24 protein-coding genes and 4 tRNA genes are annotated in these 24,664 nt (G+C 68.9%); 7 read left to right on the top strand and 21 right to left on the bottom strand.

Annotated features, from left to right (window positions below; translation table 11 throughout):
- Positions 1 to 22 precede the first annotated feature (22 nt).
- From secF to BGO46_RS06635, 8 genes are all read right to left on the bottom strand, one after another.
- Positions 23 to 1,024 carry a protein translocase subunit SecF gene (gene secF, locus BGO46_RS06600; RefSeq protein WP_292679139.1) on the bottom strand — a complete coding sequence of 334 codons (1,002 nt, stop codon included), beginning with the start codon at positions 1,022 to 1,024 and terminating at the stop codon, positions 23 to 25.
- Positions 1,024 to 2,754, bottom strand: coding sequence for a protein translocase subunit SecD (gene secD / locus BGO46_RS06605; RefSeq protein ID WP_292897297.1), 1,731 nt, complete (start codon positions 2,752 to 2,754; stop codon positions 1,024 to 1,026). The genes secF and secD overlap by 1 nt, the downstream gene beginning before the upstream one ends.
- Positions 2,755 to 2,798: 44 nt before the next feature.
- Positions 2,799 to 3,224, bottom strand: coding sequence for a preprotein translocase subunit YajC (locus BGO46_RS06610; protein WP_292679133.1), 426 nt, complete (start codon positions 3,222 to 3,224; stop codon positions 2,799 to 2,801).
- 61 nt (positions 3,225 to 3,285) lie between these two features.
- Positions 3,286 to 4,344, bottom strand: coding sequence for a Holliday junction branch migration DNA helicase RuvB (gene ruvB, locus BGO46_RS06615; RefSeq protein WP_292679131.1), 1,059 nt, complete (start codon positions 4,342 to 4,344; stop codon positions 3,286 to 3,288).
- Positions 4,337 to 4,957, bottom strand: a complete 621-nt coding sequence (gene ruvA / locus BGO46_RS06620) for a Holliday junction branch migration protein RuvA (RefSeq protein WP_292679130.1) — start codon at positions 4,955 to 4,957, stop codon at positions 4,337 to 4,339. Before ruvA ends, ruvB begins: the two co-directional genes overlap by 8 nt.
- 235 nt (positions 4,958 to 5,192) lie before the next feature.
- Entirely contained in the window at positions 5,193 to 5,762 is a 570-nt protein-coding gene (gene ruvC, locus BGO46_RS06625; protein WP_292679128.1) for a crossover junction endodeoxyribonuclease RuvC, read from the bottom strand.
- A gap of 57 nt (positions 5,763 to 5,819) precedes the next feature.
- The gene (locus BGO46_RS06630) at positions 5,820 to 6,578 is read right to left on the bottom strand and encodes a YebC/PmpR family DNA-binding transcriptional regulator (protein WP_292679126.1); all 759 of its coding nucleotides are present in this window, start codon (positions 6,576 to 6,578) and stop codon (positions 5,820 to 5,822) included.
- 98 nt (positions 6,579 to 6,676) lie between these two features.
- The gene (locus BGO46_RS06635) at positions 6,677 to 7,216 is read right to left on the bottom strand and encodes a DUF1697 domain-containing protein (protein ID WP_292679124.1); all 540 of its coding nucleotides are present in this window, start codon (positions 7,214 to 7,216) and stop codon (positions 6,677 to 6,679) included.
- 69 nt (positions 7,217 to 7,285) lie between these two features.
- Here BGO46_RS06635 and BGO46_RS06640 point away from each other — a divergent pair, with 69 nt between their 5' ends.
- Entirely contained in the window at positions 7,286 to 8,671 is a 1,386-nt protein-coding gene (locus tag BGO46_RS06640) for an aminotransferase class V-fold PLP-dependent enzyme (RefSeq protein ID WP_292679120.1), read from the top strand.
- Positions 8,672 to 8,673: 2 nt separating this feature from the next.
- On the opposite strand, the gene pdxT is transcribed toward BGO46_RS06640, so the two are convergent.
- Together pdxT and pdxS are read right to left on the bottom strand one after the other, a co-directional pair.
- Positions 8,674 to 9,255 carry a pyridoxal 5'-phosphate synthase glutaminase subunit PdxT gene (gene pdxT / locus BGO46_RS06645; RefSeq protein ID WP_292679117.1) on the bottom strand — a complete coding sequence of 194 codons (582 nt, stop codon included), beginning with the start codon at positions 9,253 to 9,255 and terminating at the stop codon, positions 8,674 to 8,676.
- Between the two features lie 121 nt (positions 9,256 to 9,376).
- The gene (pdxS, locus tag BGO46_RS06650; protein ID WP_292679115.1) at positions 9,377 to 10,267 is read right to left on the bottom strand and encodes a pyridoxal 5'-phosphate synthase lyase subunit PdxS; all 891 of its coding nucleotides are present in this window, start codon (positions 10,265 to 10,267) and stop codon (positions 9,377 to 9,379) included.
- Positions 10,268 to 10,351: 84 nt separating this feature from the next.
- Here pdxS and BGO46_RS06655 point away from each other — a divergent pair, with 84 nt between their 5' ends.
- Positions 10,352 to 11,701 carry an aminotransferase class I/II-fold pyridoxal phosphate-dependent enzyme gene (locus tag BGO46_RS06655; RefSeq protein ID WP_292679113.1) on the top strand — a complete coding sequence of 450 codons (1,350 nt, stop codon included), beginning with the start codon at positions 10,352 to 10,354 and terminating at the stop codon, positions 11,699 to 11,701.
- A gap of 2 nt (positions 11,702 to 11,703) precedes the next feature.
- Positions 11,704 to 12,555 carry a pyridoxal kinase PdxY gene (gene pdxY, locus BGO46_RS06660; RefSeq protein ID WP_292679111.1) on the top strand — a complete coding sequence of 284 codons (852 nt, stop codon included), beginning with the start codon at positions 11,704 to 11,706 and terminating at the stop codon, positions 12,553 to 12,555.
- 153 nt (positions 12,556 to 12,708) lie between these two features.
- On the opposite strand, the gene BGO46_RS06665 is transcribed toward pdxY, so the two are convergent.
- From BGO46_RS06665 to BGO46_RS06690, 6 genes are all read right to left on the bottom strand, one after another.
- On the bottom strand, positions 12,709 to 13,281 hold the full coding sequence (locus BGO46_RS06665) for an HIT domain-containing protein (RefSeq protein WP_292679109.1): 573 nt from the start codon (positions 13,279 to 13,281) through the stop codon (positions 12,709 to 12,711).
- A gap of 11 nt (positions 13,282 to 13,292) precedes the next feature.
- Entirely contained in the window at positions 13,293 to 15,323 is a 2,031-nt protein-coding gene (gene thrS, locus BGO46_RS06670) for a threonine--tRNA ligase (RefSeq protein ID WP_292679106.1), read from the bottom strand.
- Positions 15,324 to 15,521: 198 nt separating this feature from the next.
- Complete coding sequence (locus BGO46_RS06675) at positions 15,522 to 16,037, bottom strand: ACT domain-containing protein (protein ID WP_292679103.1); 516 nt, start codon at positions 16,035 to 16,037, stop codon at positions 15,522 to 15,524.
- A gap of 50 nt (positions 16,038 to 16,087) precedes the next feature.
- A tRNA-Val gene (locus BGO46_RS06680) sits at positions 16,088 to 16,159 on the bottom strand.
- A gap of 28 nt (positions 16,160 to 16,187) precedes the next feature.
- Positions 16,188 to 16,258, bottom strand: a tRNA-Cys gene (locus tag BGO46_RS06685).
- A 53-nt stretch (positions 16,259 to 16,311) separates the two neighbouring features.
- Positions 16,312 to 16,384, bottom strand: a tRNA-Gly gene (locus BGO46_RS06690).
- A 148-nt stretch (positions 16,385 to 16,532) separates the two neighbouring features.
- Between BGO46_RS06690 and BGO46_RS06695 the strand changes: the two genes are divergently transcribed.
- A tRNA-Val gene (locus tag BGO46_RS06695) sits at positions 16,533 to 16,605 on the top strand.
- Positions 16,606 to 16,630: 25 nt separating this feature from the next.
- Here BGO46_RS06695 and BGO46_RS06700 read toward each other — a convergent pair.
- The 5 genes from BGO46_RS06700 to BGO46_RS06720 all read right to left on the bottom strand — a co-directional run bounded on the left by BGO46_RS06700 (position 16,631) and on the right by BGO46_RS06720 (position 21,577).
- The gene (locus BGO46_RS06700) at positions 16,631 to 17,350 is read right to left on the bottom strand and encodes a type II toxin-antitoxin system PemK/MazF family toxin (protein ID WP_292679101.1); all 720 of its coding nucleotides are present in this window, start codon (positions 17,348 to 17,350) and stop codon (positions 16,631 to 16,633) included.
- Positions 17,343 to 17,783 (bottom strand): type II toxin-antitoxin system PemK/MazF family toxin, encoded by a 441-nt coding sequence (locus tag BGO46_RS06705; RefSeq protein ID WP_292679099.1) that lies wholly within the window; start codon positions 17,781 to 17,783, stop codon positions 17,343 to 17,345. Before BGO46_RS06705 ends, BGO46_RS06700 begins: the two co-directional genes overlap by 8 nt.
- A 155-nt stretch (positions 17,784 to 17,938) precedes the next feature.
- Complete coding sequence (locus BGO46_RS06710) at positions 17,939 to 19,150, bottom strand: ammonium transporter (protein ID WP_292679095.1); 1,212 nt, start codon at positions 19,148 to 19,150, stop codon at positions 17,939 to 17,941.
- A gap of 187 nt (positions 19,151 to 19,337) precedes the next feature.
- Entirely contained in the window at positions 19,338 to 20,300 is a 963-nt protein-coding gene (gene zapE, locus BGO46_RS06715) for a cell division protein ZapE (RefSeq protein ID WP_292679166.1), read from the bottom strand.
- A 47-nt stretch (positions 20,301 to 20,347) separates the two neighbouring features.
- On the bottom strand, positions 20,348 to 21,577 hold the full coding sequence (locus BGO46_RS06720) for an alpha/beta fold hydrolase (protein ID WP_292679093.1): 1,230 nt from the start codon (positions 21,575 to 21,577) through the stop codon (positions 20,348 to 20,350).
- Between the two features lie 55 nt (positions 21,578 to 21,632).
- Here BGO46_RS06720 and BGO46_RS06725 point away from each other — a divergent pair, with 55 nt between their 5' ends.
- From BGO46_RS06725 to BGO46_RS06735, 3 genes are all read left to right on the top strand, one after another.
- Entirely contained in the window at positions 21,633 to 22,193 is a 561-nt protein-coding gene (locus BGO46_RS06725) for a DUF3000 domain-containing protein (RefSeq protein ID WP_292679163.1), read from the top strand.
- On the top strand, positions 22,186 to 23,382 hold the full coding sequence (locus BGO46_RS06730; protein WP_292679090.1) for an HRDC domain-containing protein: 1,197 nt from the start codon (positions 22,186 to 22,188) through the stop codon (positions 23,380 to 23,382). Before BGO46_RS06725 ends, BGO46_RS06730 begins: the two co-directional genes overlap by 8 nt.
- 74 nt (positions 23,383 to 23,456) lie before the next feature.
- Positions 23,457 to 24,659 carry a thiolase family protein gene (locus BGO46_RS06735; protein ID WP_292679088.1) on the top strand — a complete coding sequence of 401 codons (1,203 nt, stop codon included), beginning with the start codon at positions 23,457 to 23,459 and terminating at the stop codon, positions 24,657 to 24,659.
- The last annotated feature ends 5 nt before the right edge of the window (positions 24,660 to 24,664 follow it).

The raw sequence follows: 24,664 nt of genomic DNA on the forward strand, positions 1-24,664 counted from the left end.
GCCCGGCGTACAGGACCTCGCGTCAGACCTCGACGGCCGCACGCTCGCGGGCAGCCAGCACCCGCGCATCGCGCGCCTTGATGTCGGGCTCGTTCTCACGCAGCAGCGAGTACAGCGGCGCCGCGACGAACAGCGTCGAGTAGGCGGCGACGATCGTTCCGACGAAGATCGACAGCGAGATGTCGGTCAGCGTCTGCGCACCGAGCCACAGGGCACCGATGAACAGGATCGCACCGGTCGGGATCGCGGCGACGACGGTCGTGTTGATCGACCGGATCAGCGTCTGGTTCACCGCGAGGTTGACCGATTCGCCGAATGTGCGCCCGGAGATCTCCCCGTCTTCGCGGGTATTCTCCCGGATCTTGTCGAACACGACCGTCGTGTCGTACAGCGAGTACGACAGGATCGTCAGGAAGCCGATCACGGCAGCCGGCGAGATCTCGAACCCGAACAGTGCGTAGACGCCGATCGTGATGACCAGCACGTCGACGAGGCCGATGATCGCGGCGACCGACATCTTCCAGGTGCGGAAGTACACCGCGAGGATCACGAAGGTCAGTGCGAGGAAGATCGCGAGGCCCCACAGCGATTGGCGCGTGACGTCCTCACCCCAGCTCGGGCCGATGAACGACGAGCTGACCTCGTCTTCGGCGACGTCGAACGCCGACGCGAGCGCGGTCGTGACGGCGCGCGTCTGGGCATCCGTCATCTGATCGGTCTGGACGCGGATCGACTGCTCGCCCTCGGTCGTACCGATCGTGGTGACCTTGGTGTTCGCGTCGGTCACGACGGACTGCACGGCCGTCGTCGCCACAGACTGGTCGGGGTTCGTCAGACCGCTGACGGTGAACTGCGATCCGCCGGTGAACTCGATCGAGAACGAGATGGGACGGATGAGCGGCACGAGAGCCGCGCCGATCACGAGGATCGCGGCGATGATGAACCACAGGTTGCGGCGGCCGACGAACGGGAACGAGGTCTTGCCGGTGTAGAGGTCGTTACCGAACTGGTTCATGGAGCGCATCAGTCGTCCCCCTCCGTCGTGTTGCGGGTACTCGCCGACAGCTCAGCCTGCTTGCGTTCGGCGATCGTCTGGCGACGCTCCGCCTCACCGCGCGAGCGGCTCGTACGACGTGCGGCCGCGCCCTTGCCTGCCGCCGCGGCGACTGGCTCGCGGAACTGCGCACGGCCGCGGTAGACGGCGCCGAGCGCCTCGGGGTCGAGGCCCGACAGCGGGTGGCCGCCACCGAAGAACCGCGTCCGCGCCAGCAACTGCATGACGGGGTGGGTGAACAGGATGAAGATCCCGATGTCGATGACGGTCGTCAGGCCCAGCGTGAACGCGAAGCCCTTCACCGTGGCATCCGCCAGGATGTACAGCACGACGGCGGCGAGGATGTTGATCGACTTCGAGATGTAGATCGTGCGCTTCGCGCGGCCCCAGCCGTCTTCGACGGCGCCCGTGATCGACTTGCCGTCGCGGAGCTCGTCACGGATGCGCTCGAAGTACACGATGAACGAGTCGGCGGTGAAGCCGATCGTGACGATGAGGCCCGCGACGCCGGCCAGCGACAGGCGGAAGCCCATGCGCCACGCGAGGATGCACAGGATGATGTACGTCAGCACGCCCATAACTGCGAGCGATGCGATGATCACCGAGCCGAGCGCCCGGTAGACGATCAGCGAGTACAGCGCGACGAGCGCAAGACCGATCAGGCCCGCGATGAGACCGATCTGCAGCTGCTGCGAACCGAGGGTCGCGGAGATCGAGTTCGAGCTCACGACGTCGAAGCTCAGCGGCAGGGCGCCGTACTTGAGCTGGTCGGCGAGCGTCTTGGCGCTCTCCTGATCGAACGAGCCGCTGATCTGCGGCTTGCCGTCGAGGATCACGCCGTTCATCGAGGGCGCCGAGATCACGACGCCGTCGAGCACGAACGCGAACTGGTTCTGCGGAGTGGTACCTGCCTGCGTGAACGCGTAGAGACGCTGGCTGACCTCGCCGAAGATCTGCGTGCCCTCGCTGTCGAACGTGATGTTGACGACCCACTGGCCGTTCTGCGTGTTCACACCGCTGGTGGCATCCGTGATCGCCGAACCGTCGAGCTCGACCGGTCCGAGCAGGTACTTCGCCGTGCCGGTCGGGTCACACGCGATGACCGGCTCGTCCTTCGGCTCGTTTGCCGGGTCGTTCGCCGGGTCAGAGCAGTCGTACGCCAGGAACTTCGCGTACAGCGCGTCGGTGATCCAGTTCAGGTCGCTGCCGTTGGTCGGCGCAACCGTGGGCGTCGAGTTGAGCGTGGGATCGGGCGTCGGGTACGGCGTCGCATTGCCGTCCTCGCCGACGTACGTCGTGCTCGCAGCCGTCGTGTACAGCACGGCACGCAGCTGCATCTGGGCGGATGCCTCGATGCGGTTGCGCGTCTCTTCATCAGCCACGCCGGGGATCTGCACGACGATCTGGTTCGCACCCTGCGTCGAGACGTCGGCCTCGCCGACACCCGACGCGTCCACGCGCTGACGGATGATGGTGGCCGCCTGGTCCATCTGCTCGGTGGACGGTGCCGATCCGTCCGGCGTGTTCGCCTCGAGGATGATCTGCGTGCCGCCCTGCAGGTCGAGCGCGAGCTCAGGGACCCACGAGCTCTTGCCGAACGCGTAGACGCCCAGGGCGTTGATGCCGAAGAGCACCACGACGATCGCGAGCAGGCCGGTCAGCGCGCGCCAGGCATGACGCACGGGGGTGGGTGTGGCCACGGAGGGTCAGCTTTCTTCGAAGAGCCGCGAAGACGCGGAGTGGGTCAGGACTGCGGCTTGTCGCCGGGCTCGGCGTCGGATGCCGCGGCGCGGTCTGCTGCCTGGTCATCGCTGAGCGAGGTGATCTCGCCGTCGGCGACGTCGGCTGCGTACTCGGCCTGGTCGGCCTCCGCCTCGATGAAATCGTCCTCGGTGAGCGTCTCTTCCTCGACGACGCGCAGGATCGCCTGACTGTGCACCTCGACCTCGAAGCCCGGAGCCAGCGCGACGCGTGCCGACTTCGACAGGTCTTCACCGTCGTACTCGACGAGCGTGCCGTAGAGACCGCCCTGCAGCAGCACCTTCACGCCCGGAATCATGGCGCGCGACTTGGCCTCCTGCTCGGCCTTCATGCGGGCAGCGCGGCGACGCGAGCTCCAGAACATGAAGATGAGCAGTGCCGCCATCGCGACGAGCAGAATCCAGTCCATGAATACAACCTCTCGGGAGCGCGCCCATCGGCGCGAAGCATGCGGCAGAAGCCTTCAGCGATTATAGGTCATCGAGTTGAAGTGCCTCGCCCGGGTGGGGCACGCGCAGGTGCGCGTAGGCGTCGGGGGTCGCGATGCGACCGCGCGGCGTGCGCCCCAGGAACCCGATGCGCACGAGGTACGGCTCGACGACCGACTCGATGGTCTCACCCTCTTCACCGACCGTGACGGCGAGCGTACTGAGCCCGACCGGCCCGCCGCGGAAGCGTCGCACGATCGCGTCGAGCACGGCACGGTCGAGGCGGTCCAGGCCGATGGCATCCACGTCGTAGAGATCCAGCGCCGCTGACACGTCGTGCTCGGTTGCCGGGCGCATGGTCCCCGAGCCTGTCGAGGGGCCGCCGCCGTGGACGATGACGTAGTCGCGCACGCGGCGCAGCAGCCGGTTCGCGATGCGCGGTGTGCCGCGCGAGCGCCGCGCGATCTCTTCGCGCGCGGCCGGCGGCACGTCGACGCCGAGCATGACGGCCGACCGCGCGATGACGCGTTCGAGCTCGTCGGGTTCGTAGTACTCCAGGTGCGCGGTGAAGCCGAAGCGGTCGCGCAGCGGGTTCGGCAGCAGCCCCGAACGGGTCGTCGCACCGACGAGTGTGAACGGTGCGAGATCGAGCGGGATGCTCGTGGCGCCGGCGCCCTTGCCGACCATGATGTCGATGCGGAAGTCCTCCATCGCGAGGTACAGCATCTCTTCTGCCGAGCGCGCCATGCGGTGGATCTCGTCGATGAACAGGACCTCACCGGGCGTCAGGCTCGACAGCAGTGCGGCGAGATCGCCGGCGTGCTGGATCGCCGGCCCCGATGACAGACGCAGCGGACGCTCGCTCTCGTGCGCGACGATCATCGCGAGGGTCGTCTTGCCGAGTCCGGGCGGGCCTGACAGCAGGATGTGATCTGCGGGGCGCTGTTGGATGCGCGCGGCATCCAATAGCAGCTGCAACTGACCGCGTACCTTCTGCTGGCCGACGAACTCGGCGAGCGAGGTCGGGCGCAGCGCGCCCTCGACGGCGAGTTCGGTCTCGTCCTCGGCGAGGCTCGGGTTGCGGGCGGCGTCGTCAGACACGTGCGCGCTCCGTTCGGCTCGGGCCGAGCTGCGCGAGCGCGAGTTTGAGCATCGCGGGCACGGATGCCAGGTCGGTCGACGCGGCCGTCTCGGTGATCTCGTGGACGGCCTCGGTGCTGACGCGCTCGTTCCAGCCGAGGGCGACAAGCGCCGCGACGACTTGGCCGGTGATCGCCGTCGGCGCGGACGCCGGCGCCGCGCCGGGCGTGGCGGCTGCATGGAGCTTGCCCGCCAGTTGCACGACGATCAACTTCGCGGTCTTGGGTCCGATGCCGGACACCTTGCGGAACGGCGCGTCGTCTTCGGCAGCGACCGCCGCGGCGATCTGCGGCACAGACAGGCCCGAAAGCACCCCCAGCGCCGACTTCGGGCCGACGCCCGACACGCTCAGCAGCAGGATGAATGTCTCGAGTTCGTCGCGCTCGGCGAATCCGAACAGCGACAGCGCGTCCTCGCGCACGACCAGGTGCGTGTGCAGCACGGCCTCATCGCCGGCGTGCAGTATGCGTGCGACGGGAGTGGGCACGGCGACCGAGAACCCGACGCCTCCGACTTCGACGATCACCGACTCGGCATCCGTATGCAGCACTCGGCCGCGCAGCGAGGAGATCATGCCGCCAGCCTACGTGCGCGTTCGCATGTTTGTTCGACCGACACGCCTCGGGGTTGCGCCTGCTCGTGGGGCGGCGGCGTCGTTCATCCGTCCCGAAGTGTCGCCTGCGGCTTTCGTCAGCGACAGAAGCGGACGGATGAGCGGCCGCTCGCGGCGAGGCATCCCCACTCATCCGTCCCAGCCTGTCGCCTCCGGCGCACGCCAGCGACAAAAGCGTACGGATGAAGGAGGATGCCTAGCGCCGCGCCGCGGCGCGTTCGGCATCCGCCCACGCGCGCTGCGCGGGGGTGAGCGCTCCGCCGCCCGAGCCCGCGGACGGGCCGCAGCGGCGCCAGGCGTGGCACAGCGCGATCGCGAGGGCGTCGGCGGCATCCGCGGGCTGCGGCAGCGCGTCGAGGCGCAGCACGCGCGCGACCATCGTCTGCACCTGCAGCTTGTCGGCCGAGCCGTAGCCCGTGATCGCGGCCTTCACTTCTGAGGGCGTGTGCGTCGCGGCGGGCAGGCCGTGCTCGGCCGCGAGCAGCAGCGCGACACCGCTCGCCTGCGCTGTGCCCATCACCGTGTTGCGGTTCTGCTGCGCGAACACGCGCTCGACGGCGACGACATCGGGCGAGTGCTCGGCGAGCACTCCGCGCAGGCCTGCTGCGATCACAGCGAGGCGCTCACCGATCGGCAGGTCGGTCGCCGACCGGACGACCCCGACGTGCACGAGCGAGGCAGACCGGTCCGCGCGCACGTCGACGACGCCGACGCCGCAGCGGGTGAGGCCGGGGTCGATGCCGAGAACGCGAAGAGCGGATGCCACTCCCCCACGCTAGGCGTCGGGTTCGCGGCATCCGCCCTGCGAAACGCGAGTTGCGGCTTACTCGTCGTCCTCGAGCTCGGCCTGCACCTCGGCGGTGAGGTCGAAGTTGCTGAAGACGTTCTGCACGTCGTCGCTGTCTTCGAGTGCGTCGATGAGGCGGAAGATCTTGCGCGCCGTGTCGGCGTCGATCTCGACCTTGAGGTTCGGCACGAACTCGACGTCGGCCGACTCGTACTCGATGCCGGCATCCTGCAGCGCCGTGCGGACGGTCACGAGGTCGGTCGCCTCGGTGACGACCTCGAAGCCCTCGGCGTGCGGCTCGACCTCTTCGGCGCCGGCCTCGAGCACGGCGAGCATGACATCATCCTCGGTCGTGCCGTCGCCCGAGACGACGATGACGCCCTTGCGGCTGAAGTTGTAGGCGACCGAGCCCGGGTCGGCGAGCGTACCGCCGTTGCGCGACAGCGCCGTGCGCACTTCGGCCGCGGCACGGTTCTTGTTGTCGGTCAGACACTCGATCATGAGGGCGACGCCGTTCGGACCGTAGCCCTCGTACATGATCGAGGCGTACTCGACCGACTCGCCGCCGATGCCGGCGCCGCGCTTGATGGCTCGGTCGATGTTGTCCTTCGGGACCGAGGTCTTCTTCGCCTTCAGAACCGCGTCGAACAGCGTCGGGTTACCCTGCAGGTCGGGGCCGCCGAGCTTGGCCGCGACTTCGATGTTCTTGATGAGCTTCGCCCACGACTTGGCACGGCGCGAGTCGATGACCGCCTTCTTGTGCTTCGTGGTGGCCCATTTGGAGTGTCCGGACATAAGTCTCCGCTCGTCGTCTCGCCCCGGCTCGCGCCCAGGGCATCGTCTATTCTAAACGGCCCGCGCCCCCGACCTACGGCCAGGTACCGCGACAACACTCAGCTCGCGTTCGCGATCTTCTCGAGTGTGCGCAGGTTCCGGGTCGTCGTGGTGGCCTTGTAACGCGCCTTCGCGAGGATCTTCGCGAACGGAGTGTCAACCGACCGGCCCTTCTCGGGACTCCAGTACAAAACGCCCTGGCCCGTTTGCACCGGGTCTTCGCCCGGGTCGACGGATGCCGTAGCCTCCGCCAGCTCTGCCCGCACCACCTCGTCGCTGCAGAAGATCACGTACGGCTGCCGCCCCGCGTCGGCGGCGTCAAACGGATACCCGTCGATCGCCGCGCGCAGCTCGTCGATGCTCACCAGGACGATCCACGCGTCATAGTCGAACCGCTCGCGCAACGCCTGTTCGATGCGGAGCTTCAGTTCGGTGCGGCTGGACGCCGGGGCATCCGCTTCGAACCGCACGTTGCCACTCGCGAGGATCGTCTTCACGTCGGCGATACCGAGGTCGCGGAAGAGCGTGGCGAGATCCGCGCTCCGGATCGTGATGCCGTTCACATTGACGCCGCGCAGCAGCGCCACCCAGGTGGTCATGCTCGTACGATAACGACCGCGTGCGACGTCCGTTGTATCTCACGGTCATCCCACCGACACTTAGGAGGTATGGATGAAAGAGAGCGAGCGCTCGATGTCGCCCATCGTGCGGCTACGGAGTTCTACGCATCACTCCCCGATCGGCCGGTCTGGCCGCGCACGACACTCGACGAGATGCAGGCCGTCTTCGGCGGTCCGTTGCCCGAGAACGGCGAGGATGCGGCGAGCATCATCGCGGACCTCGCGGGGCGCGGCGATGCGGGACTTGTCGCCATTCCGGGCGGACGCTTCTTCGGCCTGGTGGTCGGCGGCACGCTACCCGCGGCCCTCGCGGCCGACTGGCTCGTCTCAACGTGGGACCAGAACGCCGGCTCGAGCACGCTGACGCCCACGACTGTCGCACTCGAGCGGGTCGCGGGGGAATGGGTCTGCGACCTCCTGGGCCTTCCGACCGACGCGGCGGTGGCGTGGGTGACAGGCGCTCAGATGTCCAACTTCGTGTGTCTCGCGTCGGCTCAGCACGCCGTCCTCCGCCGCGCCGGCTGGGACCTCACCCGACGGGGCCTGCGCGGTGCGCCGCCGGTGCGCCTCGTCGTCGGCGAATACAGGCACGGGGCAATCGACCGCGCGGCGCGGTTCTGCGGCATCGGCCTCGACGAACTGACGATCGTCGCAGCAGACGATCAGGGGCGAATGCTTCCCGGCGCCCTCGCAGCGGCCCTCGACGCGACGCCGGCCGGGCGGACGATCGTGTGCCTGCAGGCGGGCGAGGTGCACACCGGTGCATTCGACCCGTTCGCCGAGCTCATCCCGATCGCTCGGCGTCACGACGCGTGGGTGCACATCGACGGCGCCTTCGGACTGTGGGCCGCGGGCGCGCAGGACCCAACCCTGCGCGCACTCACGACAGGGATCGGCGCGGCCGATTCGTGGACGACGGATGCGCACAAGACGCTCAATGCCCCGTACGACTGCGGGATCGCAATCCTCCGCGATCCGGAGGATGCCGTCGCGATGTTCCGTGCCGGCGGCGACTACCTCGTGCATTCGTCGCTCGATCCGTGGGACGTCACTCCCGAACTCTCCCGCCGCGGTCGCGGCGTACCGGTCTGGGCGGCGCTGCGCAGCCTCGGCCGTGACGGCGTCGGGCGCCTCGTGGACCGGCTGCACGACAACGCCGTGCACCTCGAGGCGGCGCTGCGCGGCATCCCCGGCATCACCGTCCTGAACGACGTCGTCTATACGCAGGTCATGTTCCGCCTCGAGGATGACGACGCGACGCGCACGCTCGGAGCCGCGATCCTCGAGGAGGGTACCGCCGCGCTCACCGGTGCCGTGTGGCAAGGGCGGGCGAGCCTGCGCTGCTCGATGTCATCGTGGGCGACGACGGCGGACGACGTCGATCGCACTGTCGCCGCCATCGCACGGATCGTGCGCGACCACGCCGCGCAGTGACATCACGCCGCGCGGACGAGATCGAGGAACAGCTCGTGGAAGCGGGTCTCGCCGGCGACCTCGGGGTGGAACGCCGTGCCGAGCAGATTCCCCTGGCGCACCGCGACAACACCGCCGTCGGGCAGCGCGGCCAGCGCCTGCGCCCGCGGCCCGACCTCGGTGACGAGCGGCGCGCGGATGAAGGCGGCATGCACGGGTTCATCGAACCCGTCGACCGTCAGCGCGGTCTCGAACGACTCGACCTGCCCGCCGAAGGCGTTGCGCTGCACCGTGACGTCGAGGCCGCCGACGCTCTGCTGCCCGGCGATCGGGTTCGCGATGCGGTCGGCCAACAGGATCAGGCCCGCGCAGGTGCCGTACACCGGCATCCCGCTCTCGATCGCGTCGCGCAGCGGCTGCTGCATGCCGAACGCGCGCGACAGCTTGTCGATCACGCTCGATTCGCCGCCGGGCAGCACGAGTCCGTCGACGGATGCCAGTTCCTCGGGCCTCCGCACGAGCACGACCTCCGCGCCGAGCGCCGTCAGCACCCGCGCGTGCTCGCGCACGTCACCCTGCAGGGCAAGCACCCCCACCCTCGTCACAGCCTCACCCCTCCCTGGCCATTCCTGTCCCGGGCATCCATGTCCCACTTACCGCAGACCATGTCCCACTTATGGCTGCTTCCGGATGCCGCAAACAACCGAAAATGGGACATGGTCGGTGTCACCAGCCGCGCTCGGCGAGGCGGTGCGGCGCGGGCAGGTCGGTCACGTTGATGCCGACCATCGCCTCACCCAGGCCGCGCGAGACGTCGGCGATGACCTTCGCGTCGTCGTAGAAGGTCGTCGCCTTCACAATCGCGGCGGCGCGCGCGGCGGGGTTGCCGCTCTTGAAGATGCCCGATCCGACGAACACGCCGTCGGCGCCGAGCTGCATCATCATCGCGGCATCCGCCGGCGTCGCGACGCCGCCCGCGACGAACAGCACGACCGGCAGCGTGCCGGTCTCAGCGATCTCGGCGACGAGGTCGTACGGCGCCTGCAGTTCCTTCGCGGCGACGTAGAGCTCGTCCTTCGACAGCGCGCCGAGCGCCGCGATCTCACCGCGGATCTTGCGGATGTGCTTCATCGCCTCAGAGACGTCGCCCGTGCCGGCCTCACCCTTCGACCGGATCATCGCGGCGCCCTCGGTGATGCGACGCAGCGCCTCGCCGAGGTTCGTGGCTCCGCAGACGAATGGCACGGTGAAGTCGTACTTGTCGATGTGGTTGACGTAGTCGGCGGGCGACAGCACCTCGGACTCGTCGATGTAGTCGACGCCGAGCTCCTGCAGCACCTGCGCCTCGACGAAGTGGCCGATGCGCGCCTTCGCCATGACCGGGATCGAGACGGCGTCGATGATGCCGTCGATCATGTCGGGGTCGCTCATGCGCGACACGCCGCCCTGGGCGCGGATGTCGGCGGGCACGCGCTCGAGGGCCATGACGGCGACGGCACCGGCATCCTCGGCGATCTTCGCCTGATCGGGGGTGACGACGTCCATGATGACGCCGCCCTTGAGCATCTCGGCGAGGCCGCGCTTGACGCGGGACGATCCGGTGGTGGGAGTGGACACTCGGGCTCCTTCGTATGACACGGCAGGATGCCGCGTTTGACCTAGGCCAAAACGTAGCATGTTCCGTGACATAGACTCGCAACGATGACGGATGTGACGACGAGCGCGCAGATCTCGGGAGCCGCGGCGACCGAGATCGCCGACAGTGTGCGGCAACTCGTCGAACGCGGCACGCTGTCGCCCGGCGCCGCTCTGCCCCCGGTGCGCGCGCTCGCCGACGACCTCGGCGTCAACCGCAACACGGTCGTCGCCGCCTACCGCCTGCTCACCCAGGCCGGCGTCGTCGAAGCACGCGGACGCGCCGGCACCCGCGTGACCGATCGCACGCCGGTCGCTCAGGAAGGGTTCGCGCACGGCACCGTCCTGCGCGACCTGGGCACCGGCAACCCCGACCCTGCACGCATCCCCGATCCGTCCGCCGCGCTCGGCCGCATCGTGGGACGCCCCGTGCTCTACGGCGAGCCCGTGATCGACCGCGACCTCGAGGCTTGGGCGACCGACTGGATGCGCACCGCCGTCGGCGACGACCGACCGCTACAGCTCACGATCACCGGCGGGGCATCCGACGCCATCGAGCGCCTCCTCGCGCAGACCCTCACCCGCGACGACGCGGTCGCCCTCGAAGACCCGTGCTTCCTCGCGAGCCTGAACACGGTGCGCCTGGGCGGGTATCGTCCGGTCGCCGTGCCGGTGGATGCCGAGGGCATGACCGTCGCGGGGCTGCAAGCTGCGCTGGATGCCGGCGTGCGGGCCGTGCTGCTCACGCCGCGCGCCCAGAACCCGACCGGCGCAAGCCTGTCAGCGCAGCGGGCCGCCGCGCTGCGTGCCGTGCTCGCGGCGCACCCGTACGTGCTCGTCATCGAGGACGACCACTTCTCGCTGCTGTCGGCGCAGCCGTTCCACTCGGTGATCGGCCCGGGTCACCACCGGTGGGCGTTGATCCGGTCGGTGTCGAAGTTCCTCGGGCCGGACATGTGTCTGGCCGTGACCGCCTCCGACCCCGACACGGCCGAGCGCCTCGCACGGCGCCTGAACCCCGGTGCGACGTGGGTCAGCCACCTGCTGCAACGGCTGAGCCACGCGCTGCTCACCGATCCGGATGCCACCGCTGCCGTCAGCGCGGCCGGCGCGCACTACGCGCGGCGCAACGCCGCGGCATCCGCCGTTCTCGCCGCACATGGCGTCGACGTGACCGCCGGCGACGGCCTGAGCCTGTGGGTGCCGCTGCCCGTCGCGGCACGCGCGGTCTCTGAGCAGCTCATGCGCCGCGGCTGGCTCGCCCGGCCCGGCGACGAGTTCGTCCTCGAAGGTGACGACGCGACCCGCCATCTGCGCCTGACCGTCCACGACCTCTCCGACGCGGAGCTCTCGCGTCTGGCATCCGACCTGGCCGACGCGATCGACGCGGCGGCCGCGACCTCGAAAGCAGGATGATCGTGAAGATCCTCTCCATCCAGTCCGCCGTCGCCTACGGACACGTCGGCAACTCCGCCGCCGTCTTCCCGCTGCAGCGCATCGGCGTCGAGGTGCTGCCGGTCTACACGGTGAACTTCTCCAACCACACCGGGTACGGCGCGTGGCGTGGCCCGCTCATCTCGCCCGACGACGTCCGCGACGTCATCACCGGCATCGAAGAGCGCGGCGTGCTCGGTCAGATCGACGTCGTGCTGAGCGGATACCAGGGCAGCGAGGGCATCGGTGACGTGATCCTCGACGCCGTCGCGCGGGTGAAGTCCGCGAACCCGGATGCCGTGTACGCCTGCGACCCGGTCATGGGCAACGCGAAGAGTGGATGCTTCGTCGCACCGGCGATCCCGGTGCTGCTGCGCGAGCGCGTCGTGCCGAACGCCGACATCATCACCCCGAACCAGTTCGAGCTCGGGTTCCTCACCGACACCGAGCCGAGCGACCTGGACTCGACCCTTGCTTCCGCCGATGCGGCGCGGGTGATGGGCCCGAGCACCGTGCTCGTCACGTCGGTCGAGCGCCCCGACCGGCCGGAGGGCACGATCGAGATGCTCGCCGTGACCGACGAGGGCGCCTGGATCGTGCAGACTCCGCACATCCCGATGAAGGCGAACGGCTCGGGCGATGTGACCGCGGCGCTGTTCACGGCGCACTACAAGGCGTCGGGCGACGCGTCATCCGCCCTCGCGCACACCGTCTCGAGCGTGTACGACCTGCTCCAGGCGACGTACAACGCGGGCTCACGCGAGCTGCTGCTGGTCGAGTCGCAGGAGTTCTACGCGCACCCCCGCCTGCAGTTCGCCGTCACCCGCGTGCGCTGACAGGGAGGGGCGACAACCGGTCGTTGAGCGAGCGCGGCGAGACGAAACGTCCCCCACCGCACGACGTTTCGTCTCGTCGCTACGCTCCTCGCTCAACGACCAGGAGGGCCCACCACCGGTCGTTGAGCGAGCGCAGCGAGACGAAACGTCGGGTCAGGCGGGCCAGGCGGATGCCAGGGCCTCGCGCACCTCGCCGAGCAGCTGCGGCAGCGCCTTGGTGCGCGCGATGATCGGGAAGAAGTTCGCGTCGGATGCCCATCGGGGCACGATGTGCTGGTGCAGGTGCTCGTCGACACCGGCGCCCGCGACCGCCCCCTGGTTCATGCCGATGTTGAACCCGTCGCACCGTGAGACCTCGCGCAGCACGCGCATACCGGTCTGCGTGAGGGCGCCGATCTCGGCAACCTCTTCCGGCGTGGCCTGATCGTAGGTCGCCACATGCCGGTACGGGCATACGAGCAGGTGACCTGAGTTGTACGGGAAGAGATTCAGCAGCACGTAGGACGTCACGCCGCGATAGACGATCAAGCCGTCGGCGTCGGACTTACCGGGTGCGGCGCAGAACGGGCATCCCGTGCCGCGCAGCGCGTCGGCGCCGGTGTTGATGTACGCCATGCGATGCGGCGTCCACAGGCGCTGGAACCCATCCGGGACACCGGCGAACGCGCTGGCCTCCTCCAGCCCCTCGACAAGCTCGGGGACCCCCTCGACAGGCTCGGGGACCACGGGGGGCTCCGTCACGCGAGGTCCGCGGCGGTGTCGACGAGGGCGTGCAACGCGATCGCGGCGGTGATCTTCTCGATCGCCTCGTCGACCGGGATGCCGTTGGTCTGCGTTCCATCGCGGAAGCGGAACGACACGGTGCCGGCCGAGCGGTCCTGCTCCCCCGCGATCAGCTGCAGCGGCACCTTCTGCGTCGTGTGGGTGCGGATCTTCTTCGGCATCCGGTCGGACGAGTGGTCGACCTCGGCGCGCACGCCACGTGCGCGGAGCCGGTCGATGATCTCATCGAGGTACGGCGCGAAGTCGTCCGCGACGGGGATGCCGACGACCTGCAGCGGCGACAGCCACACCGGGAACGCCCCGGCGTAGTGCTCGAGCAGAATCGCGAAGAAGCGCTCGATCGAGCCGAACAGCGCCCGGTGGATCATGATCGGGCGGTGGCGCTCACCGTCGGGGCCGGTGTACTCCAGATCGAAGCGCTCCGGCAGGTTCGGGTCGACCTGCACGGTCGACAGCTGCCAGGTGCGTCCGATCGCGTCACGTGTCTTGAGGTCGATCTTCGGGCCGTAGAACGCGGCTTCGCCCGGCACCTCGGTGAGCTTCAGACCCGACGCGACTGCGACCTTGCGCAGGGCATCCGTCGAGTACTCCCAGAACTCGTCCGAGCCGATCCACTTGCTCTTCTCGTCATCGCGCATCGACAACTCGAGCTCGAAGTCGGTCAGGCCGAAGTCGCGCAGCATCGAGATGACGAACTCGAGCACGCGGGTCGCTTCGGTCTCGAGCTGGTCGGGCGTGACGAACAGGTGCGAGTCGTCCTGCGTGAAGCCGCGCACGCGGGTCAGGCCGTGCAGTGCGCCGGAGAGCTCGTTGCGGTAGACCGTGCCGTTCTCTGCAAGGCGCATCGGCAGGTCACGGTAGCTGCGGGCACGCTCCTTGTAGATGAGGATGTGCATCGGGCAGTTCATGGGCTTCAGGTAATAGTCCTGGCCCTGCTTGGTGATGTTGCCCTCGGCATCCCGCTCTTCGTCCATGACGATCGGCGGGAACATGCCCTCGCGGTAGGTGACGAGGTGGTTCGAGGTGAGGAAGAGGTCTTCCTTGGAGATGTGCGGCGTGTACACGTAGGTGTAGCCGGCCTCGATGTGTCGACGCCGCGCGTGCTGCTCCATCTCGCCGCGGACGACACCGCCCTTGGGATGCCAGACCGACAGTCCCGAGCCGATCTCATCCGGGAACGAGAAGAGGTCGAGCTCCTTGCCGAGCTTGCGGTGGTCGCGCTTGGCGGCCTCTTCGAGGCGCTGCTGGTAGGCGCGCAGCTCGTCCTTGGTCGCCCACGCCGTGCCGTAGATGCGCTGCAGCTGCGGGTTCTTCTCGCTGCCGCGCCAGTAGGCGCCCGCGATGCGGGTGAGGTCCCAGCCGTTGCCGACGAGGCGGGTCGACGGCACGTGCGGGCCGCGGCAGAGGTCACGCCACGCCGTCTCGCCGTCACGGGTGACGTTGTCGTAGATCGTGAGCTCACCGGCGCCGATCTCGGCGGAGGCACCTTCGGCAGCGTTCGCGCCCGAACCCGGGCCTCCGGCGAGATCGATGAGCTCGAGCTTGAACGGCTCGTCGGCCATCTCGGCGCGCGCTTCGTCTTCGGTCACGACGCGACGGACGAAGCGCTGGCCCTCGCGGACGATGCGCTCCATCTCCTTCTTGATCGCCTTGAGGTCTTCGGGCGTGAACGGCTCGGCGACGCCGAAGTCGTAGTAGAACCCGTCAGTGATCGGCGGACCGATGCCGAGGTTCGCCTGCGGCTTGATGCGCTGCACCGCCTGCGCGAGCACGTGCGCCGTCGAGTGGCGCAGGATCGACAGTCCGTCGGGGCTGTCGATCGTCACCGGCTCGACCGCGTCGGTCGCCTCGACGACGACGGCGAGGTCCTTGAGCTCGCCGTTGACGCGCAAAGCGATCACGGAGCGGTCGGGGAACAGGGCGAATCCGTCGGCGGGGTAGGTCACCGCGGGCGACGGGATGGATTCAGGGGCGACGTCAGTCAAAGGGATTCTCCAGAAAAGGCTCGAATCTAGGCTACTCAGTTTTCGAGCACGTTCCGCGCCCCGCGCGGGGGCACAGCAGCCCGCGCGGCCGCGAGCCGGCGACAGAACGATCGCGTGGCTCATCGCGCTGCGCGCCGCGCACTCGGAGGAACCCGGGGAGCGCGCCCCTGCGCGACTGGGTCGGACGATCGCGAGCGATCAGGCGACGGTGAGGTCGACCTGGATCTCCCCCGCGAGCGCTTCGAGGGCGCGGGTGATCGCTTCAGCATCCGCACTCGCCGGCACGCTGACAGAGACGGATGCCTCGAAGAGCGTGCCGCCGGCCATGGGAGCCTCGAGGGTACGACTGCGGAAGGTGTCGATCGACAGGGCGTGTGCGGCGATCGCAGCCGTCACATCGCGGACGATGCCCGGGCGATCGTTGCCCAGCACGGTGAAGGCGAGGGTGTGACCGGACTCCCCGGCCGCAGCATCAGCGGCGGAGCCTGTATGCGCCGTGACGCTCAGCAGACCGTCAAGGTCGCGAAGCGCGGTGGTGAACGCCGCGACGTGGTCGTCGGGAACGGACACGAGCACGATGCCGGCGAATGCGCCCGCAAGCTCGGCGAGCTCGCTCTGTTCCCAGTTGCCGCCGACCTCGGCGATCTTCTGTGCGAGCGCGTTGACGAGTCCGGCGCGATCGTCGCCGACGACGGTGAGCACGAGCTGAGCCATGTGCTGAGCCTAACGAGAAAAGCCCCCGGAGAACCGGGGGCTTCATTCGGTGCGCGATACTGGGATCGAACCAGTGACCTCTTCCGTGTCAGGGAAGCGCGCTACCGCTGCGCCAATCGCGCCTATACAGGCATATTCAGTTGTGAGGCGAGGTGGCGACGGGATTCGAACCCGTGTAAACGGCTTTGCAGGCCGGTGCCTAGCCGCTCGGCCACGCCACCATGTGGTTCGACCCACGTGTCGGAATCATCCCGTAGGAAGACACCTGCACTCGAGCGGATGACGAGACTCGAACTCGCGACCCTAACCTTGGCAAGGTTATGCGCTACCAACTGCGCTACATCCGCGTGCTCCCTGGTTGCCCCGGGAACTTCATCGACTTTAGTCGAGGAATCTCCGAACGCCAAACTGAGCGCGTCTCGCGCGTGTCACGCCGCGGATTCGGTGCCGCGGCCCGGCATCGGGTAGCATCGGATCTCGGCCCTTGTGGGTCTTGGGCGATTGGCGCAGTTGGTAGCGCGCTTCCTTCACACGGAAGAGGTCGTCGGTTCGAGTCCGGCATCGCCCACCGAAATCTCTCGGCATCCGCCTGCTCAGTCGTGAATCCAGCCGTAGCGCCGCGACAGCACGCGGGCGACGCGGGCGAACACGTCCGCGGACACGGCGGATGCCTCGCGCCGGATCCCCGCGGGATGCACCCGGTACACCTGGTCGATGTCGAGCCAGCTCTGTCGTCCCTGCGCGTCCCACGGCCCTGAGCCGAGGGCGAGGTAGTCGCGGTCGCGATCGTGCGAACGGCTCGTCAGCTTCATGGCGAGCAGATGCTGCGCGTCCTGTCGCCCGATGATGAGCAGCGGCCGGTCTTTGCCGCGGGTCGGATCCTCTTGATAGGGCACCCAGGCCCACACGACTTCACCGGGGTCAGGTCTGCCGTCGCGCCGCGGCGCGTACGCGAGGCGCACTCCCCCGCGGTCGGGCAGCGGAACCTCGACCGTCGTGTGCGCGCCGATCCGGGGCGTGGATCCGTCTGCGGCCGGCGCGGTGTCGGTCTGCGCGCGCCGCAACCGCGTGTGGCGCCGTACGGGCCGCAGCGCGCGCTGCAGGCACCACCAGGCGAACAACGCCCACGCGACCCACACGACGATCCCCTGCGGTCCGTCGAGCGCTCCCGACGTCACACACGCGCTTGTCGTCGGGTCGACCGCGTCGTTGCACTGACCGACGGTCGTGAAGGTCAGCACCCACAGCACGACCCCGACGACGAGGGCCAGCACGAGCCAGCCGCCGGCGATCCGGCCGCGGCGGTCAGCCACCCACACTCCAGCCGTATCGCTTCTGCAGCGCCTGCGCGACCCGTGCGAACCGTGTCAGATCGAGGGCGGATGCCTCGCGACGCATGCCGTCGCGGTGCACGCTGTAGACCTGCTCGATGTCGACCCACGACGGGCGACCCTGCGAATCCCACGCTCCGGGTCCGATCGGCAGGAAGTCGCGATCACCCTCGTGCGACTTGCTCGTCAGTCGCACGGCGTATGCGCGCTGCGCGTTCTGCACGCCGATCACGAGAACGGGCCGGTCCTTGCCACGTCCGTCACCCTCTTCATAGGGCACCCACGTCCAGACCACTTCCCCGGCATCCGGATCCCCATCGCGCTGCGGGGCATACGTGAGCACGAGCCCGTCGGCAGCCGGCGGCTCGATCTCGATGGTCGCAGCCGGCCCCCTCTGCCCAGCGTGCTCATCCACGCCCGCGTTCTCGTCTGTGCCACCTCTACCGCTCGTGTCGCTCACGGGGCCAGCGTAGCAACGAGCTCGCCCAGCGGCCGGGCAACGACGGGTCAACGGCGAAGGGCGCCGGACCGGAGTCCGACGCCCTTCGTGCGTGCTGTGTTCGGTGGGTGTCAGTCGACCAGGGCGTAACCCTCTTCGCCGTGCACGACGGTGTCGATGCCCGCGATCTCGTCTTCGTTCTTGACGCGGAAGCCGATCGTCTTCTCGATCGCGAAGCCGAGGACGTAGGCGACGATGAAGGAGTAAGCGAGGACCGCGAAGGCGGCGATGAACTGGACGATGAGCTGGTCGGCGTTGCCACCGAGGAACAGGCCCGTGTCGGTGGCGAAGAAGCCGAGGTACAGCGTTCCGATGAGACCACCCACGAGGTGGATGCCCACGACGTCAAGCGAGTCGTCGAAGCCGAGCTTCCACTTCAGTTCGACAGCGAGGGCACAGACGGCACCGGTGAGGACACCGAGCAGCAGGGCCCAGCCCGGAGCCAGGTTGGCGCAGGAAGGCGTGATGGCAACCAGGCCCGCAACGGCACCCGAAGCGGCGCCGACCGAGGTGGCCTTGCCGTCCTTGAGCTTCTCGACGACAATCCAGCCGATGATCGCGGCCGCCGTGGCACCGAGCGTGTTGAGGACGATGAGGCCCGCGCCACTGAAGTCACCCGCGTACTCCGCGCCGGCGTTGAAGCCGAACCAGCCGAACCACAGGATGGCTGCGCCGAGCATCACGAGCGGCACGTTGTGCGGCTTGTGGATGCCCTTCTGGAATCCGACGCGCTTGCCGAGCACCAGGGCGAGAGCGAGCGCTGCCGCACCGGCGTTGATGTGGACGGCGGTACCACCGGCGTAGTCGATGACCTCAGCCGACAGGCCCATCGAGGTGCCGAGGTTGAGGATCCAGCCCCCGCCCCAGACCCACGCGGCGACCGGGAAGTAGACCAGCGTCGCCCACAGGCCGGCGAAGATCAGCCACGAGCCGAACTTGGCGCGGTCGGCGATCGCGCCCGAGATCAGCGCGACGGTGATGATCGCGAAGGTCGCACCGAAGGCGGTGCCGACGAGCGCCTCGCTGTCACCGGCGATGCCGCCCAGGCCGAAGTCCGAGAACGGGTTGCCGGCGAACGACCACGTGCTGTCGACGCTCGCCATGTTGGCGCCGTACAGGATCCACAGCACGGCGACCAGGCCCAGCGCGCCGAAGCTCATCATCATCATGCTGACGACGCTCTTGGCCTTGACGAGGCCGCCGTAGAAGAAGGCGAGTCCTGGCGTCATGAACAGCACCAACGCTGTGGCCGTGATCGCCCAGGCGAATGCTCCAGAGTCCATTAGGTGTTACCTCACTTGTTCGAGTGACATGTGCCAACGCCCGCGTTTCGGGATCGGGTCGTCGCTGGAGCAAGTTTCGCGAGGCTTCATTTCGGAGCGCATACGAGCCACATTTCGGGTTCGTTACGTGATGCTCCCTCCGGTAAACATCGCGTTTCGGCATCCTGCGCATTGAGCGCAGAAACGATCAAGAGTGCGTGAGAGCGTTCAAACGCGAGATGGCGCGCAGGTACTTCTTGCGATAGCCGCCGCCCAGCATCTCGGGGGCGAAGACCTCATCGAGCGGCAGTCCGCTCGCGTGCACCGGGATCTGCGCGTCGTAGGCGCGGTCGACGAAAGCGACGAAGCGCAGCGCCGCGGACTGGTCATCGAGTTGCACGACGTCGCGCATGCCGATCGCGTCTACGCCCTCGATGAGCCGGATGTAGCGCGACGGGTGCACGGTGGCGAGGTGGCGGATCAGCCCGGCGAAATCGTCGTCCGATGCCGTGCCCGCCGCCGCGGCATCCGTCACTGCCTGCGCGTAGGCGCCGTCATCGAGCGCGATCGCGTGCCCGTCGATCGCCCGCTGGCGGTAGTCGGTACCGTCGATGCGCAGGGTCTCGAAGCTCGCCGACATCGCGTGGATCTCGCGCAGGAAGTCCTGCGCCGCGAACCGCCCTTCGCCGAGCGCGTTCGGAGGCGTGTTGGACGTCGCCGCAAGCTTCGTCCCGGTCGGCACGAGCTCGCCGAGCAGCCGCGTCATGACCATCGTGTCGCCCGGGTCGTCGAGCTCGAACTCGTCGATGCACAGCAGATCGGCGCCGCGGAACAGCTCGACGGTCTTCTGGTAGCCGAGCGCACCCACGAGAGCCGTGTACTCGATGAACGACCCGAAGTATTTCCGGCGAGCCGGCATCGCGTGATAAATGGATGCCAGCAGGTGGGTCTTGCCGACGCCGAAGCCCCCGTCGAGGTAGACGCCCGGCTTCATCTCCGGGGCGCGCTTCGCGCGACGGAACAGCCCGCCGCGCTCGGCCGGCGCTCCCCCGCGGCTGAACGAGATCAGCAGATCCTTGGCATCCTGCTGCGACGGATACGCGGCATCGGCGCGGTACGTCTCGAACGTCGCGTCGTCGAACTGCGGCGGCGGCACGAGCGCGGCGACCATCTCGGCGCCGGACACCTGCGGACTGCGTTCGGTCAGGTGCACGACGCTCACGGGGCGAGCTCCTCGCTGGGCGCCAGGTCGTGTCGGCGCAACCAGTCGCCGATCGCGTCCGTCCAGCGCTGCTGGTCGTAGTTCCAGAGCTTGGTGTGCCGAGCCGTCGTGAACACCTGCAGCTCGACGAGGTCGGGCCGCGCCTGGGCGAGCCCGTGCGACGCGGTCGACGGCACGAAGCCGTCGTCGTCGCTGTGCAGGATGAGCACCGGATGCCGCAGCTCGCCCGCGCGCGCGACGATGTCGAGCCGGTCGAACGGGATGCCGCCGTCGGCGCGCGTCGCCGGCGCCGTCCAGTCGGCGCGCAGCGTCTCGATCGCCAGACCCGTGACGGGGCCAGGAAGCCCCATCTCGTGACCCTGGAAGTTCAGCACCGTCCGCCAGTCGACGACCGGCGAGTCGAGGATCAGCCCGACGATCCGCTCGCGGTGCGCGGACCCCAGCGCGACCTGCAGCGCGATCGCGCCGCCCATCGACCAGCCCATGAGCACGACCCGCTTCGCACCGCGACGCAGCGCCCACGTGATCGCGGCATCCACGTCGCGCCACTCGGTGGCGCCGAGCGCGTAGCTGCCGGTGCGGGTGCGCGGCGCCTCGCCGTCGTTGCGATACGACACGACGAGTGACGTGATCCCGAGCGCGTGGAAGACGGGCACCGCGCGCAGGCACTCGGAACGCGTCGTGCCGCGGCCGTGGATCTGGATGACCCACGTGTCGGTGGTCTCGCCGTCCTCCCCCGCCGGGAACAGCCAGGCCGGGCAGCTGCCGAGCGCCGCGTGCACGAACTCGTCGGTGAACGGCAGGTGCAGCTCACCGGGGCCTCGGTAGTACCAGCCACTGAAGGCGGCGTCGGAGCCGAGCGCCATGCCGTCGCCGACCTCGGTCAGCAGCTTCCGCTTGACGCTGTCTTCGCCGGTGGACAGCACCGACCCGATCTTGAGGTAGTCGGCCGCCCCCGTCGTGAACAGGCCGTAGCGCCCCGGCAGCATCGTGTCGGGCGTGCGCGAGAGGGTGATCGTCTGTGCGGCCACGTCGACGTCGAGGATCCGCGTATCGACCGCACGCGCGGCCGGCATGACGACGCGGCGCGCGACGCGGACGGTGAGGAACGCGATCGCGGCCGAGACCGCGACGAGAGCGGATGCCAGAACGACGGCGGCCCCTCGAAGGACCGCCGCGGTGCCGCTGCGTGAGTCGCCGATGGCGGCGCGCCTGGATGCCTTCATCGTCCCCACATCCTAGTCTGACACCGTGGATGAACCCCGTCCGCCGGCTGAACCTATGACGTTCGCCGGCGTCGCCGACGCGCTGCGCGCGATGGACTTCCGCGCGGACTTCACGGTACGCGAGATCGCAGCCCCTTCTTCACTGGCGCCGGATGCCTTCGCGATCGCCGGTGACGTGCGCCCCGACGAGGAGGGCGTCGACTCGGCTTACGGCACCGGGCGGCTCATCCTGTTGCACGATCCGGCCGAGCCGGATGCTTGGGGCGGAGCGTGGCGCATCGTCTGCTTCGCGCAGGCGCCGCTGGAGACCGAGATCGGCACCGACCCCCTGCTCGCGGATGTCGCGTGGTCGTGGCTCATGGATGCCCTGAAGGCACGCGGCGCGGGGTTCCACTCGGCATCCGGCACCGCCACCAAGACGCTCTCGAAGGGTTTCGGCAGTTTGGCCGACGAAGGCGATGGTGCTCAGATAGAGTTGCGCGCCTCGTGGTCGCCGTCCGGCGACCTGGCCGCTCACGTCGACGCGTGGGCAGAGCTGGTGTGCATGTTGGCGGGGCTCCCGCCGGGGTCGGAGGGGATCGCCGTGTTCGGATCGCACAGGACGACGCGTGGCTGAGTACGACGTGATCGCGGATGCCGCCGGCCTCCGCGAGGCCGCTGCCGCATTGCGAGACGGGACGGGCCCCGTCGCCGTCGACGTCGAGCGCGCCTCCGGGTTCCGCTATTCACAGCGCGCCTACCTCGTGCAGGCGTTCCGCCGCGATGCCGGCGCGTTCCTGTTCGACCCGCCCGCGATCGGCGACATGGCCGCGCTGCAGGAGTCCATCGGCGGCACCGAGTGGATCCTGCACGCCGCCAGCCAAGACCTGCCGTCGCTGCGCGAGCTGCACCTCGAGCCGCCGTCGATCTTCGACACCGAACTGGCGTCGCGCCTGCTCGGGCACGAGCGCGTGGGACTCGGCGCCGTCGTCGAAGACACGCTGGGCATCACCCTCGCGAAGGCGCACTCCGCCGCCGACTGGTCGACGCGGCCGCTGCCCCAGCCGTGGCTCGAGTACGCCACGCTGGACGTCCTGCACCTCGTCGACGTGTATGACGCGCTGGTCCTGGAGCTTCAGGAGCAGGACAAGACCGAGATCGCCGCGCAGGAATTCGAAGCCGTGCGCACCCGGCCCGACAAGCCGCCGCGCGAAGAGCCGTGGCGACGCCTGAGCGGGCTGCACACCGTGCGCGGTCGGCGCTCGCTCGCGATCGCCCGCGCGCTCTGGCAGGCACGCGAGGAGTACGCCCGTGACCAGGACACGGCGCCCGGGCGCCTCGTGCCCGACCGCTCGCTGATCGCCGCGGTGCTCGCCGACCCGTCGAGCAAGCAGGAGCTCTCACGCGTCAAGGAGTTCACCGGGCGCGCGAGCCGCACGCAGCTCGACCGCTGGTGGGGAGCGATCGAGGCCGGTCGCGCCGATCCCGCACTGCCGGTGGAGCGGGTGCCCGGTGACGGGATGCCTCCCGTCCGCGCCTGGGCCGACCGCAATCCGCCCGCGGATGCCCGGCTCAAGGCCGCACGCCCGCTCGTCGAGCAGCTCGCCGCAGACCTCAAGATGCCGACCGAGAACCTGCTGACCCCCGACACACTACGCCGCGTCGCGTGGATGCCCCCGGCCGAGATCGACGCGGCATCCGTCGGCGACGCGCTCGCCGCCCACGGCGCACGGCCGTGGCAGATCGCGCTCACGAGCCCCGTCATCGCGCATGCCTTTGTCGAGTCGGGCCAGGAGGCCGACGCCGACGAGGTAGCCGCCTCGTAGAATCGAACCAAGCGATTCCGCGGGACTGAGTCTCACGTTAGGCTGTACTCAATCCCATTTACTTTGGAGGCAGTGTGGCCGAGATCTCGGACGTCTACTTCGTCGACGGCATGCGCACCCCGTTCGGGCGCGCCGGCGAAAAGGGCATGTATTGGAACACCCGCGCCGATGACCTCGCGGTCAAGGCGACCATCGGCCTGATGGCCCGCAACGAGAAGGTTCCGGCCGATCGCATCGACGACGTCGCGATCGCCGCCACGAGCCAGACCGGCGAGCAGGGCCTGACCCTCGGCCGCTCGGTCGCGATCCTCGCGGGGCTGCCGCAGACCGTCCCCGGCTTCGCGATCGACCGCATGTGCGCGGGCGCGATGACGAGCGTGTCGATGATGGGCGCGTCGATCGCGTCGGGCATGTATGACCTCGCCCTCGCGGGCGGCGTCGAGCACATGGGCCACTACCCCATCGGCGGCAACGCCGACCCGAACCCGCGCTTCGTCGCCGAGAAGATGGTCGACCCGGGCGCGCTCAACATGGGCGTCACGGCCGAGCGCATCTTCGACCGCTTCCCGCACCTGACCAAGGAGCGCAGCGACCGCTTCGGCATGCTGAGCCAGCACAAGGCGCAGGCCGCCTACGAGGCCGGCAAGTTCCAGCCCGACCTGGTGCCCGTCGCGATCAAGGATGCCGAGGGCGGTTGGGGCCTCGCGACCGAAGACGAGGGTCGCCGCCCGCAGACCACGATGGAAGACCTCGCGGCCCTGAAGACCCCGTTCCGCCCGCACGGTCGTGTGACGGCCGGCACCTCGTCGCCGCTCACCGACGGCGCGACGATGTCGCTGCTGGCCGGCGGCAGCGCCGTCAAGGAACTCGGCCTCACACCCAAGATGCGCATGGTCTCGTTCGCCTTCGCGGGCGTGCAGCCCGAGATCATGGGTATCGGTCCGATCCCCTCGACCGAGAAGGCGCTGCGCAAGGCCGGCCTGAAGATCGACGACATCGGTCTGTTCGAGCTCAACGAGGCCTTCGCCGTGCAGGTGATCTCGCTGCTCGACCACTTCGGCATCGCCGACGACGACCCGCGCGTCAACCAGTGGGGCGGCGCGATCGCGCTCGGGCATCCGCTCGCCGCATCGGGCGTGCGCCTGATGATCCAGCTCGCTGCGCAGTTCGCCGAGCGCCCCGACGTCCGCTACGGCCTGACCGCGATGTGCGTCGGTCTCGGGCAGGGCGGCTCGGTCATCTGGGAGAACCCGCACTACAACGGCAAGAAGCGCTGAGGGAG

The sequence above is a fragment of the Microbacterium sp. 70-16 genome (genome assembly GCF_001898315.1).
In the GTDB taxonomy this organism is placed as follows: Bacteria; Actinomycetota; Actinomycetes; order Actinomycetales; family Microbacteriaceae; genus Microbacterium.

Excerpts from the sequence above, each read along its gene's own strand:
- BGO46_RS06610 (WP_292679133.1), bottom strand. The coding sequence starts at position 3,224 with ATGGACTGGATTCTGCTCGTCGCGATGGCGGCACTGCTCATCTTCATG.
- BGO46_RS06630 (WP_292679126.1), bottom strand. The coding sequence starts at position 6,578 with ATGTCCGGACACTCCAAATGGGCCACCACGAAGCACAAGAAGGCGGTC.
- BGO46_RS06720 (WP_292679093.1), bottom strand. The coding sequence starts at position 21,577 with ATGAAGGCATCCAGGCGCGCCGCCATCGGCGACTCACGCAGCGGCACC.
- BGO46_RS06710 (WP_292679095.1), bottom strand. The coding sequence starts at position 19,150 with ATGGACTCTGGAGCATTCGCCTGGGCGATCACGGCCACAGCGTTGGTG.
- zapE (WP_292679166.1), bottom strand. The coding sequence starts at position 20,300 with ATGGTCGCCGCGCTCGTGCCGCCGCCGCAGTTCGACGACGCGACGTTC.
- BGO46_RS06655 (WP_292679113.1), top strand. The coding sequence starts at position 10,352 with ATGACGGATGTGACGACGAGCGCGCAGATCTCGGGAGCCGCGGCGACC.
- secF (WP_292679139.1), bottom strand. The coding sequence starts at position 1,024 with ATGCGCTCCATGAACCAGTTCGGTAACGACCTCTACACCGGCAAGACC.
- BGO46_RS06725 (WP_292679163.1), top strand. The coding sequence starts at position 21,633 with ATGACGTTCGCCGGCGTCGCCGACGCGCTGCGCGCGATGGACTTCCGC.
- ruvA (WP_292679130.1), bottom strand. The coding sequence starts at position 4,957 with ATGATCTCCTCGCTGCGCGGCCGAGTGCTGCATACGGATGCCGAGTCG.
- BGO46_RS06640 (WP_292679120.1), top strand. The coding sequence starts at position 7,286 with ATGGATGAAAGAGAGCGAGCGCTCGATGTCGCCCATCGTGCGGCTACG.
- BGO46_RS06635 (WP_292679124.1), bottom strand. The coding sequence starts at position 7,216 with ATGACCACCTGGGTGGCGCTGCTGCGCGGCGTCAATGTGAACGGCATC.
- BGO46_RS06675 (WP_292679103.1), bottom strand. The coding sequence starts at position 16,037 with ATGGCTCAGCTCGTGCTCACCGTCGTCGGCGACGATCGCGCCGGACTC.